This window comes from Dictyobacter kobayashii (assembly GCF_003967555.1).
In the GTDB taxonomy this organism is placed as follows: domain Bacteria; phylum Chloroflexota; class Ktedonobacteria; order Ktedonobacterales; family Ktedonobacteraceae; genus Dictyobacter; species Dictyobacter kobayashii.
Map to the genome: position 1 here is coordinate 5,835,728 of NZ_BIFS01000001.1, position 16,005 is coordinate 5,851,732.

Genomic DNA, 16,005 nt, shown 5'->3' on the forward strand with positions numbered 1-16,005 from the left:
CATTTTTTCTGGAAACGAATGTGTCCTCTATTCTAGCATGAATAGAAGACACATTCGTTTCTGTCCTGTAACCAGAGTTGTCTGGCACATAGTATAAGTGTCCAGGACTATTTGTATTGCTTTTTTTGTTCGGGCAGGCTCAAGAAATAGTGCGCTACAGTTGAGCCAACGAGATAGAGATTGGTGGCCGCGATATCATTGGTGCGGAAACCCGTATTGATGAAATCGCTCAGTGATTGGCCGGGATAAGGCTGATCGAAGGCGCTGGCCCACGTAAATTCAAGTAATGATCCAGGTAGCCAAAGCGCTTCAGCGAGGTAGCCACCGCTGAATCCTCTTGCTCATATGTGCAGTTGTGAGCAACATTATTCGTCAGCAAATCCGTAATATGTTGAGCCAGGTTAGAGAAGAATTCGCCGGCCCAGATATTATCCCCGGCTGCAGTGTCGCACTGGCCGACAAAGGGATGCAGGTTGCTCTGGCCAGGATACAACTGGCGATCCGCGATGGCGGCCGCGCTATCTTGCAATGTCAGGTGGGAAGTGAGATTATAAGCCAGATTCACCAGGTTCTGATTGAGTTGAAAGACGGCTGTGCTATCCCGGAACGTGGTCTTAGGAGGAATGTAGCCATAAGGATTGCCGGGGAGATCGGTTGGCAAGAGGTGGTAGCCCTGATCCCAGTCAACGATCCAGTCAGCCCAGGCGGTAAAGCCCAGTGTACCACCGCGATATGGCGAGGCACTGGCCGTGCCGGCGGTGATAAAGTAAGTATTCTGAAAATCAAACTGCTGCGTATCGGCCAGGATCGCCGACATACTGGCGGCCGCATTGGACTTATCGACACCCGTGATGGTCTGGCAGAGTCCCTGCTTATTACAAAAGACCGGATTATCGGCACCGGGCACGGAATAGACCATCGTAAGATTCTCGTGGGCCAGCCATTGCTGTGCTTCGAGGGCGAACATGTTGATGATAAATACTTTGACCTTAAAGATGTGGCCATGTTGGCCTGCGCTTGCCTGGGCCTGCACCAGGCCTGACGAGAGCGTGGTCGCGATACAGAGACCGAGACAGACCGCCAGCAAACTTTGCCGCAGGAATTTTGTACGCATGTGTACTTTTACCTCTCTACAAGTTCAATTGATTATGGGAGTGATATGAGCAATAGTTTTTGCGCCAAATACTCTTTGTATCTGGTTATCGAGAGCGTGCTTCACTTATGCTCTATCTCTACTATATGGGGCAGGCAATTTGAGATGTTTATCTCTATGATTCCGGCGTTTTTTGGTTGTGTTTTCGAGCGTGGGAGGAGGAAGCGGGTGCAAGCCCCGCACCTACTTTTTGCTGTTATTGTTGCGTTTTCGAGCGTGGGAGGAAGAAGGGCAGCACAGATGCGTTAGCGTTTGCGCTGCCCTTCCTGGGGAGAGTGGATGATTATTCGGTTTTTTCTGGGGTGGTTGGTTTTGTGGTGGGACCTTCTTTGCCTACGCTACCGGCTCGGCGTTTGAGGACCACGGTGGCCAGGGGCGAGAGGGTGAGGGTGATCGAGTGAGAGCAGGATTGCCAGGGGATGGCTTCACTCGTCATATCCTCGGCATTGATCAGGCCACTACCGCCATATTGGGTGTGGTCGCTATTGAGGAGCTCGTAGTAGATACCTGACTCGGGGACGCCCAGGCGGTAGCTCTGGCGCGGCACCGGAGTGAAATTACTGATAAAGATCAGGGTATCATCGGTATCTTTGCTGCGGCGCTGGAACGAGATCACACTGTTATCGCTATCATGTGGATCAATCCATGAGAAGCCAGCAGGATCGTTGTCCAGGGCGCTCAGGGCTGGCTCGTTATGATAGAGCTGGTTGAGCTGCGAGATAAAATCAAGCAGCTGAGCATGGTGGGGATCGCTGGGCGCAGAGAGCAAGTGCCAGTCGAGGCTCTCCTTATAGTTCCACTCGCTCCACTGGCCGAACTCACCGCCCATAAAGAGCAGCTTCTTGCCGGGATGTCCCCACATATAGCCATAGAAGGCACGCAGATTGGCAAATTTCTGCCACAGATCACCCGGCATCTTACGAATCATCGAGCCCTTGATATGCACCACCTCATCGTGCGAGAGTGGCAGCACATAGTTCTCCGAATAGGCATACATCATCGAGAAAGTAATATTGTTGTGGAAGAAGCGGCGATGGATGGGGTCCAATTTCATATATTCGAGCATATCATGCATCCAGCCATATTCCACTTATGGGTGAAGCCCAGGCCGCCCACATAGGTTGGACGTGTCACCAATGGCCATGCGCTCGACTCCTCGGCGATTGTCACCGTGCCGGGCACCTCGGCATAGACCGCTTCATTGAGCTGCTGCAAGAACGTCACCGCCTCCAGGTGTTCGCGCCCCCATGTTCATTGGGAATCCACTCGCCCGAGTCACGCAGATAATCCAGGTAGAGCATTGAAGCCACCGCATCCACGCGCAGGCCATCGATATGATATTCGCGCAACCAGAAGAGCGCGCTGGCAATCAAGAAATTGCGCACCTCGCTACGTCCATAATCAAAGACATAGGTGCCCCACTCCTTGTGCTCACCCTTGCGCGGATCGGGATACTCATACAGATGGGTACCATCAAAATAGCTCAGGGCATGACCATCTTTGGGGAAATGGGACGGCACCCAGTCCAAAATAATACCGATGCCTGCCTGGTGGATAAAATCGACAAAATACTGGAAATCCTCGGGAGTGCCGAAGCGCGACGTTGGCGCATAGTAGCCGGTACACTGGTAGCCCCAGGAGCCATCAAAAGGAAATTCGGTGATCGGAAGCAGCTCGATGTGGGTAAAGCCATGAGCCTTCACATATTCGGTCAGGGCAGGAGCCAGCTCGCGATAAGTCATAAAACGATCTTCTTCAGCCGCGCCCGGCACATGGCGTTCGGGTACATGGCGCCACGATCCCAGGTGCACCTCATAGACCGACATCGGAGCATTGAGCTCCTGGCGCTTTGGCCGCTGTTCCAACCAGGTGGCATCCTGCCACTCATGGCGCTTGATATCCTGCACAATACTGGCCGTATTGGGTCGCAACTCAAAAGCGAAGCCATAGGGATCAATTTTGTCGGCCACATAATTATTGTGGCGCGAATAGATCGAATACTTATAGAGCGCGCCCACCTGCAGGCCAGGGATAAATATTTCCCACACCCCTAGCTCCTGGTGGCGCAACTCCATCATATTGGCGCTGCGATTCCAGCTATTGAAATCCCCGATCACAGAGATCGAGCGAGCATTAGGGGCCCAGACCGCGAAGTTGACCCCCTCCACTCCATTCACCACTCTGGGATGCGCCCCCATCTTCTCATAAAGACGGAAGTGTTTACCCTGGCCAAAGAGGTAGAAATCAAAATCACTAAAGATCGACGGGACTTCCTGTTTATGTGAATTATTATTTGTGTCACTGCCTGGTTGTTGTGGAAGAAGTGGTGCTGACATAAAAAACTTCCTTTATTTTCGATGTTTTGCCAATTTGTTTTTAGCATAGCACATTCAGCAAACAAAATGCTGGCTATTAACTCTTCTGCTGCTTGTAGCGTAGAAAACCTGTGAAATACTTTATTTTGAACTGTAATGGCGTAGAAAAGAGAAAATAAAAGAGATTGTAGTACTAAAATGTAATAAATTCTGCATATGATAAATGCTGTTGCAGACTGATTGTACTTGTCTTGCGCAATGAGTGGACCTGTTTGCCATCTATACCACAACCTGCATCCTGGCCTGACGCAACAAGCTCCTCAAAGTCTACCTGCATAATCTCTAATTGCAGCTCGATAGAATATCCTGAAATATATTGATTGTGCTGATAAATGTATGTCAGGGTGGAGGTGAAAAATAACTGATAGTGGATAAATTCTTGTCTGGCCTGGAGCACTTTATACATAAATCGAGTATAAATCCCTTCAAAAAATTACAGGCATCAAAAGTGTGATCTGTTTTTGATGCGGGAACAGTATAACACAATGTAAATAATAAGGGCAATTACATGTTTATATCGAAGAAAGCAATAACAGCCTCGTAGAGGGCACGTAGCGCCTTGAGGGACGCACGCGCTTCTCATGTTTATGGTTGTGATTATTGTTGCTTTTCCAGCAGGAACGGAGAAAGCGGGGGCAAGCCCCGCACGTACAGATCATTATTATTGGTGATTTTAGGTGTAATAATGCTGATTATCATGTGAGTGGGTAGAATGAGGAGAGAGGTTGGGTAGGGTATTCATGAGACCAATTACTGGCGAATTACGTGTATTAATGAGAGCACAAGCTTTAATACGATTGCTTTGGAGGCGGACCTTCGTATGTTGAGCCAGTTTCCTGGTTTAGTGTAACCAGGTGCGGAGGTGATGCGAGAAGCAGCATTAGATAGATTAAGAAAGGATGAGGTAGAGCCATGGCTATAAATATAGCAAAGATGAAGAAGCGTTTGGAGGAGCAACGCCATGAGCTAGAGGAAAATCTAAAGGACTCCACTGCCGGACCACCAGCGGAGACCAATGGCGATCCAGCCACTATCGACTATCAGGATAAGGAAGATGACGCCACCGATACGCAGGAGATGCAGCAAGAGCAGGGCATTCGCTTTACCTTGCAGAGCCAGCTGGATGATGTAAATGCCGCCCTTAAGCGCATCGAAGACGGCACCTATGGACGCTGTGTAGATTGTGGCAAAGAAATTCCTGAGAAACGCCTGGAGGCGATTCCCTGGGCCGAGCGTTGCATCGAGGATGAAGAGAAACACGATCGATTGCTGGCCAGTGAAGATGAAGTGCGTGGCGACGAGCCTACTGAGGGCACTCATTTCTACTAGGCCCTACTTGAGCTCGGGTCACTCCCAAAATATGTAAATATATGTAGAGATACGTAGAGATACCCCTATTCATGCACACTCATATAGTTACACTTTTGAGCATGAATAGGGGTATTTTTTGAGGAAGTAGAGCATATAGCAGGGTAATGATAACAAATCTCGATATACTCCAAAATCATCTTGACGTCTCCGATCCTGTCATTTACAATGAATACTTATCAATCCGTGAATATTTTAGCAGTAAACGGGAGCTTGAATCGGTATGGGGTATGAGATGCAGCCTTCGTTCCTGAGGCGCAGAGTGTTGGTGGCGGTAGCTCCAGACGACATGCAGGCAATTGAACTTGTCAAAGCCATGCGAGCACTGGGCTTGACGGTAATAATTGCCGCAACGATTGGCTTAGCTTCTCAAGCAGACGATGTGGCGGTCTGCGTGGTTGTATTGAATCCTGAAAAGTGGCGTAGCACACCCTCAGTGGTCACGGCCATGCGCCGAAATCCACGTTATATGATTCCAGTGCTGGAAGAGCCGATGAATTTGCCCCGGGCGGCATGGGGGAGCGAGCCTTTTTATCTATCCGAGACGCCAGCCGAGACAGCGAAAGCTCTGGTTGCTTTGATTCGCCATCACTTGCAAAGCATGTCAGAGCATGAGATCAACGCTATTATGCAGCGTGCGAACATTCAACCCTGGCTGCGCGAGCCCGAGCCGTTTGCCCCGGTTGTTGAATATAAAAAGGCGCCACCACATAAACTGGCCCACTACCTCCAGCTCTGCTGGCCACTGGCCTTCATCTTATGTGTCAGTTTCCTGACCTATTATTTTTTTCAGCTTTCAGCGACCACCAACACCGAGGCCACCACGCCTATGGCTACCACCTCTACCTGGCGCAATCATCCCTATTCCGCGCTGGTTCCTGGTCAGGAATGTGATCTCGGCGGAGCTGATTGGGAGGTGCCCACTTATTATAAAGGCACGGCCACACCTGCAGCCAGCGAGGACGCGACCCCTGTCTCGACGCCTCAAGTGATTCTAGACAATTCTACGGTCACCACCTGTCAGCAAAGTGGTGTGCTACTGACCCACACCAATCACTATGCGGCCTTTTCCTCGCTGGTTTTTACCAGTCGAGGCCTGCCCTGCCACGCCATTATAGTACCCATATTACCGCCAGCACCATCAACACCAGCGATGCCGCTGTTTTCGAACTGGGGGTACGCGACCAGAGCGGTTCAGATATAAGTGGTACCGAGGTCGGTTATGGTAATGATGCCTTGCAGGTCGGGGTTGATGGCAGCTGGAAGCTAGTACGCTATAATAACGTGACCAATAATGTCGACGTACGGTTCGCACGCGGCTTCGTCCAGCCATCGCAGAGTTACACCATATCAGCGGACATCAATGGTCCGGTCATGACCTTTACCATTAACCAGCATACGGTGGCCACCATCAGCGATGCTACTTACCCTGATAGCTACGGCATCTCCTTTGGATTAAGTGATGCAGGCGCTAAAGAGCCACCCAGCGCCCTCTTTTCTCATTTCGCCTACACTCCCCTGTCTGATAGCCCTCAAGAGAAAGCGGTCGAGGCCAGCAGTACAGCTACCGCGCAGGTGAATGCGGCCTCCAGCGAAGCAACGACGCAGCCAGCATATAGTGCGCCGATACCTGGTTTTGGGTGTGATCATGGTCCGGGACAATGGCAACCAGTCAATGAGGCCGACCAGTACGTGACTACCCATTGTCTGAGCCATGCACTCAACGTCACGCAGCGAGAACACAGCAAGAATATGGGGCGTATCTCCTTCTATGGTTTGGATGGGAACTTTCCCAGCAACTATAGCGTCAAAGTCGGCGTGGATCTGAAAAAGTCCAACAACAACTGGGCCGGGTTGAGCACGCGCGTGAATGAGCAGGGGGCCAGCTATACTTTTCTGGTGCGCAACGATGGGAATTGGAGTATGCGGCGCTATGATGATAGGGGCGCCAGCCACCAGCTGGCCGCTGGCCGCGTAGCCCGGCATGATAGCTATATTCTTGAGGCCGTAACCAACGAAGAAACGCTGAGCCTCCAGATCAACGGAGGACGCGTCGCCTCCGTTCATGATGCCTTTCTCAGCACCACCGATCATATCGAGCTCAATACACTGTCCGGTAGCAAGAGTCCGCCGGGACCACCAACTTCTCAAACTTTAGCTTGCAGCCTTTGCCTTGATGCCTCGCTGCATCTGCTATAATACGATCAAAACGTTGTAAAATAGCAATTCGCCGTTAGAATCCACTCCCGCCGGGAATCGCCTCAACTTGCGAGCTGATTATAAAAGCTGCTTCTTTTGAAGAAAATTGTTAAAGAAGAAAAAAGCAACACGATTGTTTTTATTCAGGGGCGAAATATTGTTTCCTTTTGAAGGAGCTTATATGAGTAAATTGCCATTATGCATTCGGGTAGATGATGAGATCGAACTGTGCCTGAATGAGTTGCGCTACGCAGACGAGTATTTTGCTTTGATTATACGCAATATCGAGCATTTGCGCGTATGGATGCCGTGGGCAGCGGGATCCACGCTTGAGACAACGCAGGCATATATGAGGGGGAGCATGCAACAGTTTGCTGAAGGACTAGGGCTCCCGACAAATATTTGGTATCGTGGGCAACTGGTGGGTGCCAGTGGATATCCCAGGATGAGTTGGGAGAAGCGCCAGGCAGAGATTGGGTACTGGGTGGACAAGGACATGCAAGGGAAGGGGATTATTACGAGGGCGGCCAGGGCGCTTGTCACCTATGCATTTGAGGAATATGGACTCAACAAAGTCGATATTCATGCCGCAGCAGGAAACCAGCGAAGCCGAGCGGTACCGGAGCGTCTGGGTTTTATGTTGGAGGGAACCATTCGCCAGGCAGAATGGATCAACGGGAATGCCCATGATATGGTAATCTATGGGATACTCGCCAGCGAATGGCAGCACTAGCAACCTGCGCGGCTGGCGTATTTTTCCGCTCATCTATCACCAAAAACATGTTTGTACGTTCGGGTCTTGTCTACAATAATTTTTACTTAATAATAAATTAATGCATCGAAAGCAACAAGAACACGATCAGTACGTGCGGGGCTTGTCCCCGCTTAATCCGTTCCTGCTCGAAAGAGAACAATAATAATGCCAGGCGCTCAGCCAAATAGCTGCAAAATCCTCTTCTTGTTGATTTTTCGAGCGGAGAGATTAAAAGCGGGGGCAAGCCCCGCACGTACAGATCAGGCGCTATGTTCGTCGATGGTTTTGTTGTTGAATGAGAACACGGCCAGGGCATCGAGGATGAAGGAGCCGCGCACTACGATGACTTTGAGGGTGTGGGGCCCGGGCGCCAGGTTGGTGTGGCTGAATACGATGGTCTGGGTGTATTTCTCAACTGAGAAGCGGGCCGTGTTGGTAGCCTGGATATAGGTATCATCGATATAGATTTCGATCTCGCCATTATACATAGTGGTATCAGAAATAATTTCTATGCCTACGCCGGTAAACTGATACTGGAATGAAGCATTGGGTGTTTCTGTAAAGTGGGCATCGTTGTTGAAGTCGCCTGGATGCTGGCGCTGGCTCCATTGTCCCTCTTCGTTGTAGAGGATACGTGGATCATTGTCGTTAACTACCTCACGCGTGAGGGAGTGTTCGCTCTCGTGAGGATGCATACGTTGATGCCATTGCAGGGCCTCAAGGGTGCGCTCGGTTTTTTGTAGTAGATTGACGTAGCGCTTCACAAAAAAGAGATCCGCGTACTCCAGCCCGGTGAACTTTTCCTGTAAGAAAATAGCCTGGCGATAGAGTTCTTCCGCGCGCTCAAATTTTTGTTGATCTTCATAGATTATGGCTAGATTGCCCAGATCGGTGGCGATGGAGAGATGTTCATCTCCATAGAGCTGGCGATCAAGCTTGAGGGCACGCTGATACATCTCCTCGGCCAACTGGTACTGGGTCCGTTCGCGCAGGTAATGGCCGGCCTTGCTCAAGAGCTGTGAGACCTCCTCACTGCCTAATTGCCAGTGATCGATTAGCTTAACGCAAGCTTCAACCTGGGAATAATAGCGCTGACACTGGGACCAGGTCTCATGCCAGCGAGAGACGGTTACCAGTGGAAAAGCATGGTTCACGGCTATGACCGTACGCTCTGCATAGGTCCTGCGCATCTGCTCATCCATCGAGTCCTGAATCACCGCCTGGACCAGGCGATGGATCGAGAGCGCCCCACTGTCCGGCTGCGTGCGGATCAGCGAGTATTTACGTAGCTCACCGATGGCACGATGTAGTAAGAGTGGACTATCCTGTAGTGGTCGCAGCTCGGTATTAAAATAAGCGATACTGTATTGTATAAATTCTTCATAGATGCGATCTGGATTGAGGAAGGCGCAGAAACAAAGGATCTGTGAAGAAGCAGGCTGGGTCTGCTGGAGACGCTCAAAAGAAAGTTTCCAGGTCGTGGCGACCGAGAATTGATAATTACTGGCGACCGTATTGAATTCCTGTAGTACATCGGCGCGATGCTCCCGAAACAGCTTGAGATAGCTGGCCAGGCCACAACCAGTTTCTTCCAGGTAGGACGCGGCCTGGGTGAGGGCCAGCGGCAGGTAATCCAGAGCCTCAGAGATCTCGTAGGCCAGGGCCAGCATAGATTTAGGCACATTTTGTAAAGGAGTAGTCGGTGGAATCATCTGCGCGCGACCCAGCAAGAGCCGGACACTCTCATCTGGTGACATCTCCAGCAGCTCAAACGACTGTCCCAGCGGGCCGATTACTTGCCGACGCGTGGTAATCAGGACTCGACAATCTCCCAGGTGGAGTAGAAAATTCTGGATGGCGGCTGGATTATCAACATTATCGAGAATCAGCAGGCTATGTGGATGTTCTTTGAGCCAGTGCTGCACCGCCATAACCGTAGCTTGCCGATCTTTGGCTCCTTTTTCCGGTAGATTCAAATAACTGGCCAGCTCCACACAGCTTTCAAGCAGCGTCTCAGGCAAGTCTGCATTGAGCCAGAGGACCGCCTGATAATCCGAGCGATAGCGAAAGGCATACTCAATGGCAATCTGGGTCTTGCCGATGCCTCCCAGGCCGGTGATAGCTAGCAAGCAAGAGCCGGCCCCGCTTTTTTGCAGACGTTCATGGATCTCCGTCAGAAGCGCGTCACGACCAGTAAAAAAGGCGTTGCGCTGATAGGGGACGAACCAGGGCATGGCTCGCTGCCTGGATTCGGGCCCGTGCGATAGTTGCAGCAGCTCCGCCAGCTCCTCTTGATCCAGGGCAAGTATCTCCGCGTAGCGCCGGATTAGTTCCTCGGTAATACGAATATTGCCATTCTCGATGCCCGATAGATAGCTCTTAGAATATCCCAGGCGCGTAGCCATCTCAGTTAACGAGACACTTTGTTGTTGGCGAGCCGAGCGCAGGCGCATAGAGAGCGGAAGAGCCTCCATATGCGCACTATCAATTTGCTTATCTTTACGTCCCATGGTTGCTCCTCCTTACATTAATAATTTTGAATCAGGTAATCACCCAGGAGGGGTGTCGGGGAATGCCAGATCTATGTCGAAGCGTTGGTATCCTTTTTACCCCATCCTCCTCTATCAACAAACTGTCCGTGGTGGCTCTAAATGGCACGCTGCAATCTGTGTGTAGCTGCCTGGCAGGCCAATCCGCTTGCTCGAAACTGACCCCATTTTAATGGCTGAGTCAGTGGCAGCAGGGCTAGCCGCCTCCAGGCACGGTGACGATTGCTTTTTACAACACATGAATCATTACAAATGACTAAACAATCATAGTATATGCGAACAGGCTCAAGAATACAATGTAAATCTCCCGATTAGAGAGCTGGAGCCACAGTATCAGCGCACCCTTGTAAACATTCGCACGGCAAATATTCATCTCAAAAACTTTGCACCCAATCCGGGCTATTATAGCTTGTATTTCGCGTCAGGTAATGTATAATTTAGTGGACGTTCAATGTTTACTAAACAATAATTTTGTTTTGAAAGTGCCAGGAAAACGTTGCTAGAAAGCTTTAAACGAGCAATGCGAGGTTATTAAATGAACTGCCTGCTTCCCTATGCGCTATTATTCATTATCTGTTTACTGGTGAGTGTAATGATCTTATCCAGAATGTTTTCCCACCGCTATACCTTGCAGGATCAATATATTCACTATAGAAGCAGATTTGATTATATCAATAAACTGGCTATTGTTATTTTATTGATCATGGGTGTGATGTTCCTGCTCTCCTATCTCATGTTTAAGCAGCAAGTCTTTGCGCACGTTAGACTTTTCTAAATACCATCAATTGCATCTGGTGGTATTTTAGAATAAAATGTGTGCATCCTGTATGTGAGAGGAATGAGAGCACTAGTGTTAAATGAAGTAGAGCATAGATGGAATGGGATCAGGCTTCCTGAGTCTGAGTTAGCGCTGATCAGACAATTAGAAGCGATGCTTCAGCAGGTGGGCAGGCTGTGGGAGCATGAAGTGTTGCCATTGCTTAATAGCGGTGGGTCGAGTAGCGAACAATGTGGGGTGGAGGTAGCTGACAATCATGTCGTCGGCCTGGTCGCGCGCTACTGTGAGCTAGCCGCACTCCCGGAATCTCTAGGAGCACTGGAACAGCTGCGCTACCTGGATGTACGTGGCAATCAACTGGCCTCCCTGCCTGTATCGCTGGGCCAGTTGCGACAGCTTCATACACTAATTATTGATCATAACAGACTGACGGAGCTGCCAGAGAGCCTGGGGCAATTAAAGTTGTTGCGGGCCTTGCATGCAGATGGGAATTGCTTGAGCGTTTTTCCGGCACAGATCTGCCTGTTGCCTGTCCTGGAGACGTTGCGGTTCTATGGCAATCAGCTGCAGGAATTGCCGACTGAGATCGGCCACCTGAGCCAGCTCAAAGATCTTAGCGTAGGTAAAAATCAGCTGACCGCGCTCCCGGAGACGCTCTGGCAATTAACGCAGTTACAGATATTAAACGTAGGCGAAAACCAGTTGTCTGTTCTCTCTGAGGGCATTGGTCAGCTCAGCCAGCTGCACACCCTCGACCTGGGCCACAATCTATTGAGTGAGCTACCGGTTTCACTGGGCCAGCTAACAAAGCTGGAGGCTTACCTGTATCTCAGCAATAACCGCCTGACGACGCTAGCGCCAGCCTTGTTTGAGCGCCTGGACAAGCTCACCTACCTCAACCTGACCGACAACCTGCTGCGGGAGCTGCCCGACACGATTGGCCACCTGAGCAGCTTACGCGAGCTGCGCATCTACAACAACCAGTTGCAGACCCTGCCAGAGTCCCTTGGTAAACTGAGCCAGTTGCAAGAATTACACGCGATGAATAACCGTCTGGTTGTTTTGCCGGAATCCTGTGGACAGCTGACGCAACTGAAAGAGCTGCGCCTAACCAACAATCGCTTGCACACGCTGCCTGGATCGTTGGGTGGGCTGGCGCACCTGAGTATATTGGATCTCAGAAACAATCAGCTACAGGAACTTCCTGTAACGCTGGCCCGACTGGAAAGCCTGGTGCAACTGGACCTCAGGGCCAATCGCCTGGTTGTCCTGCCGCCACAACTTGCAAATCTCCCGAAATTGGAGAAATTAGACCTGCGCTGGCTTAAACTGTTCTCCGATCCGGATTGGCTGCAACGTCTGCAAGAGCGAGGCTGCATTGTGCTTAGATAACAGAGAAGAATGAAAAGCGCCCGCGAGGGGCGCTGGTAAAACATCTACTCAAAAAGGCATGTTGCAGGTCAGGAGGGTGGCGTAGGTTGGATCGCGCCGCTCTCGATCATGGCATACAGGGGATGGTCGGTGATGGTCAGCGGGAGGTCGACACGGCCACGGCGGCGGCTGCTTTCATAGATGCCAAAGATGATCTCCGTGGCATTCAACGCGTTGCGCGCGCACAGCTCCGAGGTCTGATCATTGAGGATGGCATACACGATATTGGCGATTGCCCGCTCCACATAATGTGGACCATGGAGGTTGTCGGCCCCGGTATCGATATACTCCCATTCATGGCGACCGTGGCCCTGGATACGCAGGTGTTGATTGTCTTCCCAGTTGCCAATCTCGATACTGCCAGCACTGCCAAGCAAGCGAATGTCGGTACCGATCAGCTCTGAACCGGGTCCGGTACTGATCAAGCCAAAGACACCATTGCGGTAGCGCCAGGTGGCGATAGCCTGATTCTCGACATGGGCACCAAAGACACGCGACTCCGTACGGTAGTCGATCTGGCCCAGCACCCATTCAGCGGCCTGTTCGCCTGTATAGAGTCCGGCCATATCCAGGTAGTGGGTGCCCCAATCATAAATATTGCCGCATGAGATCTCAAGGCGTTGCAAATCGCCGATATCGCCAGCCATAAGCAGCTCATGGGCCTTGCGGAAAGGCAGGCCAAAGCGCCGCTGATGATTAAAGGTCAGGCGCACCCCACGGCGCGAACACTCCTGTTCCATCAGACGAGCCATGCCCCAATTATCGCTCATTGGTTTCTCACAATGGATCGCCCGCACGCCTGCCACCGCACAATCCAGCACCATCTGCGCATGTAGATGAGGCCACGTACAGATACTCACCACGTCCAGCGCCGCCTCATTGAGCATCTTCTTATAGTCTGTGTAAATGCCTTCAGAGGGGATGCCGTTGGTTTCAGCGAAAGCGGCCGCGTATTCCTGAACCAGATCGGCGCAGGCGACCAGCTCGCACTGTTCTGGCAGCGCCAGGTAACCAGCAGCATGCTCATAAGCCATCGCAAAGCCAAACGCGTCTCGGCGCTCCTTACGCCTACCTGTGCCGATAAAACCAATCCGTAAACGAGTCATAGTCCTCTTCCTTCATCCATAATCTACTCTGATTTAGGTAGACAAACAGCACTTAGAGAATTTTACTCTTCGAATTAATAGTAACATACTTTTGCCGGACGAGTGCCGTTCTTCTATCAAATGATATGCCTTGGATGCTTGCGCTGTGGGCGCTGGTTGTGGCTTTCTTTCGGGTGCTTAGAATGCCACAGGCAGGCTTGTGAGGCCGCGCAAGATGGGTGTGCGGTTCCAGGCCAGTTGTTCTGGCTCCTCTGCCAGATGAAGGGCAGGCAGACGCCGTAGCAAGGTAGCGAAGGCAATCTGACCTTCCAGGCGCGCCAGAGGTGCCCCAAGGCAGACATGGATCCCTTTGCCAAAGGCGAGATGCCTGTTCACCTGACGCGTAATCTCCAACTCGTCTGGCTCGTTGAACTGCTGTGGATCGGTATTGGCCGCAATCAAGGAGAGCAGCACCATCTCGCCCTGGCGAATGACCTGGCCATGCATGGGAATGTCTTCGAGCGCCCAACGTGGTGAAGAGAGACTTACCGGAGCCGTGTAGCGCAACAACTCCTCAACGGCGGAAGGGATGAGGGTAGCATCCTGTTGGAGCAGGCGCAGTTGTGCAGGATGTTGCAACAGGGCCAGCGTACCAGTGCCGATCAGATTGACCGTCGTCTCATGCCCGGCGACAATGAGCAGGAAGATCGTCGAAATGAGCTCGTTCTCGTTCAGCGTGTCTCCGCTCTCCTCGGCCTGGATCAGGTCGCTGACCAGGTCACTGCCAGGATGTGCGCGCTTCTCGACCAGCAGCGTTTTGATATAGTGCGCGAACGACTCCATTGCCGTGGCGGCTCCCTCCCTTTGCTGAGATCCCTCACCAGAAGTGATGAGCGCCTGGGTCCAGTTGCGGAATTGCTGGCGATCCGCTGTGGGTATGCCCAGCATTTCTGAAATGACCGTGATGGGTAGTGGAAAAGCAAAATCCGCAATGAGATCCATCGCTCCACGCTCCTGAACCGTATCCAATAGCTCATCGGTAATTTGCTGGATGCGTGGACGCAGCTGCTCGATCATACGTGGTGTAAAGGCTTTTGAGACCAGGCCACGCAAACGCGTATGGTCCGGCGGATCGACCGTCAGCATGTCCCGTCGCCAGGCGATTATTTGTTTGATGGCTGTGTTCTCTTCACTGGTACTGGTCGCTGGCCTATCCTCTAAACGAAAAAGTTTCTGTACATCCTTTGTAAAACGCGGATCTTTCAGAATCGCAATGGCATCCTCGTAGCTGGTGGTAATCCAGCCGCCCGCTACACCAGGGAATCCCGTGATATATGTAAGCGGCGCCTGCTCACGTAAATGTGCGTAGAAGGCATAGGGATTGCGCTTGGTTTCTTGAGCAAGTAGATCTTCCAGCGTAATATGATCAGTCATGTCTACTATCCTTTCATTGATTGTGCTATGTTCACTATAAATGTTGCGCCTCGACGAAAAGGCAGTTTGACAGTTGTCCAAATGTAATACATGATAATCAATATGTGACAACCTGTCTCATTCGAAGTGTAGCCTGAGCGCAAGTCAGAGACAAGTAGCAATCAACAAGAAATGTCTCATATGTAACAGGGAGCAAAAAATGTCTCATAACCCCGACGATTTACGGGTAAGGCGCACCCGTAAGCTTCTCCGTGACGCGCTCATCGAGCTGATAGAGGAGCGTGGCTTCGACGCCCTCACGGTGGGCGAGATTGCTCAGCGCGCCATGGTAAGTCGAGCCGCATTCTACCGATACTATCAGGATAAATACGACCTGGTTGAGAAGATCTTTGAAGACGCGATCCAGACCCTTACGCGCGAGATCGAACCTCTCCGGCGCGACGTTTTCGCCAGCTTTGATGCCGCCCACCAGCCTACATCATGGGCCGAATTGTTTAAGCTGGCTGAGGTGATGGAAGAATTTACACCAGAGCCATGGGTGAAGCTCTTTGAGCATTTCGAGGAATATGAACGCTTCTACCGCGTAATGCTTGGCAAGAAGGGGAGTTCCTGGTTCTCGCTAAAGATGCGTGAGTATCTAACCGAAATAGCCAGTGAGCGCCTGCAAGCGTTTATATACTACGTAAATGGAAAGCGCGTTAGCGGCCAGAGGCCTTTGATAGAAGGGTTATTGCCCACACTGATAACCGCGCAGCTTGTTGATTCCATTACCTGGTGGCTTGAGAGCGGAAGGCCCTATCCTGCCAGGCAGATTGCAACCTATTGTTTCCGCCTGATATTTGCGACCATCAAAGAAGTGAGCAACTGGGAATGAGTTTG

The 16,005-nt window shown here is 51.2% G+C and carries 14 protein-coding genes; 6 read left to right on the top strand and 8 right to left on the bottom strand.

The window, feature by feature from the left end; translation table 11 throughout:
• Nucleotides 1-229: 229 nt before the first annotated feature.
• From EL645_RS26010 to EL645_RS26020, 5 genes are all read right to left on the bottom strand, one after another.
• Nucleotides 230-1,114, bottom strand: a complete 885-nt coding sequence (locus EL645_RS26010) for a nucleoside phosphorylase-I family protein (protein ID WP_126553624.1) — start codon at nucleotides 1,112-1,114, stop codon at nucleotides 230-232.
• 322 nt (nucleotides 1,115-1,436) lie between these two features.
• Nucleotides 1,437-2,219: an alpha amylase C-terminal domain-containing protein gene (locus tag EL645_RS41410; RefSeq protein WP_218032019.1), complete on the bottom strand. Its 783-nt coding sequence runs from the start codon at nucleotides 2,217-2,219 to the stop codon at nucleotides 1,437-1,439.
• Complete coding sequence (locus tag EL645_RS41415; RefSeq protein ID WP_218032020.1) at nucleotides 2,204-2,368, bottom strand: hypothetical protein; 165 nt, start codon at nucleotides 2,366-2,368, stop codon at nucleotides 2,204-2,206. Before EL645_RS41415 ends, EL645_RS41410 begins: the two co-directional genes overlap by 16 nt.
• Nucleotides 2,369-2,373: 5 nt before the next feature.
• Entirely contained in the window at nucleotides 2,374-3,489 is a 1,116-nt protein-coding gene (glgB, locus tag EL645_RS41420) for a 1,4-alpha-glucan branching enzyme (RefSeq protein WP_218032021.1), read from the bottom strand.
• A 172-nt stretch (nucleotides 3,490-3,661) separates the two neighbouring features.
• Complete coding sequence (locus tag EL645_RS26020) at nucleotides 3,662-3,934, bottom strand: hypothetical protein (RefSeq protein WP_126553626.1); 273 nt, start codon at nucleotides 3,932-3,934, stop codon at nucleotides 3,662-3,664.
• A 506-nt stretch (nucleotides 3,935-4,440) separates the two neighbouring features.
• On the opposite strand from EL645_RS26020, the gene EL645_RS26025 reads away from it, so the two are divergent.
• The 4 genes from EL645_RS26025 to EL645_RS26040 all read left to right on the top strand — a co-directional run bounded on the left by EL645_RS26025 (nucleotide 4,441) and on the right by EL645_RS26040 (nucleotide 7,828).
• Complete coding sequence (locus EL645_RS26025; protein WP_126553628.1) at nucleotides 4,441-4,857, top strand: TraR/DksA family transcriptional regulator; 417 nt, start codon at nucleotides 4,441-4,443, stop codon at nucleotides 4,855-4,857.
• A 262-nt stretch (nucleotides 4,858-5,119) separates the two neighbouring features.
• Nucleotides 5,120-6,100: a hypothetical protein gene (locus EL645_RS26030; RefSeq protein ID WP_126553630.1), complete on the top strand. Its 981-nt coding sequence runs from the start codon at nucleotides 5,120-5,122 to the stop codon at nucleotides 6,098-6,100.
• Between the two features lie 32 nt (nucleotides 6,101-6,132).
• On the top strand, nucleotides 6,133-7,095 hold the full coding sequence (locus tag EL645_RS26035; RefSeq protein ID WP_126553632.1) for a hypothetical protein: 963 nt from the start codon (nucleotides 6,133-6,135) through the stop codon (nucleotides 7,093-7,095).
• A gap of 181 nt (nucleotides 7,096-7,276) precedes the next feature.
• Complete coding sequence (locus EL645_RS26040) at nucleotides 7,277-7,828, top strand: GNAT family N-acetyltransferase (RefSeq protein WP_126553634.1); 552 nt, start codon at nucleotides 7,277-7,279, stop codon at nucleotides 7,826-7,828.
• Nucleotides 7,829-8,109: 281 nt separating this feature from the next.
• On the opposite strand, the gene EL645_RS26045 is transcribed toward EL645_RS26040, so the two are convergent.
• Nucleotides 8,110-10,359, bottom strand: a complete 2,250-nt coding sequence (locus tag EL645_RS26045) for a DUF7779 domain-containing protein (RefSeq protein WP_126553636.1) — start codon at nucleotides 10,357-10,359, stop codon at nucleotides 8,110-8,112.
• Between the two features lie 889 nt (nucleotides 10,360-11,248).
• Here EL645_RS26045 and EL645_RS26050 point away from each other — a divergent pair.
• The gene (locus EL645_RS26050; RefSeq protein ID WP_218032022.1) at nucleotides 11,249-12,568 is read left to right on the top strand and encodes a leucine-rich repeat domain-containing protein; all 1,320 of its coding nucleotides are present in this window, start codon (nucleotides 11,249-11,251) and stop codon (nucleotides 12,566-12,568) included.
• A gap of 68 nt (nucleotides 12,569-12,636) precedes the next feature.
• On the opposite strand, the gene EL645_RS26055 is transcribed toward EL645_RS26050, so the two are convergent.
• Nucleotides 12,637-13,713 carry a Gfo/Idh/MocA family protein gene (locus EL645_RS26055; RefSeq protein WP_126553638.1) on the bottom strand — a complete coding sequence of 359 codons (1,077 nt, stop codon included), beginning with the start codon at nucleotides 13,711-13,713 and terminating at the stop codon, nucleotides 12,637-12,639.
• Nucleotides 13,714-13,890: 177 nt separating this feature from the next.
• Nucleotides 13,891-15,126, bottom strand: coding sequence for a cytochrome P450 family protein (locus EL645_RS26060; RefSeq protein WP_126553640.1), 1,236 nt, complete (start codon nucleotides 15,124-15,126; stop codon nucleotides 13,891-13,893).
• A 199-nt stretch (nucleotides 15,127-15,325) separates the two neighbouring features.
• Here EL645_RS26060 and EL645_RS26065 point away from each other — a divergent pair, with 199 nt between their 5' ends.
• On the top strand, nucleotides 15,326-16,000 hold the full coding sequence (locus tag EL645_RS26065; protein WP_126553642.1) for a TetR/AcrR family transcriptional regulator: 675 nt from the start codon (nucleotides 15,326-15,328) through the stop codon (nucleotides 15,998-16,000).
• Nucleotides 16,001-16,005 lie beyond the last annotated feature (5 nt).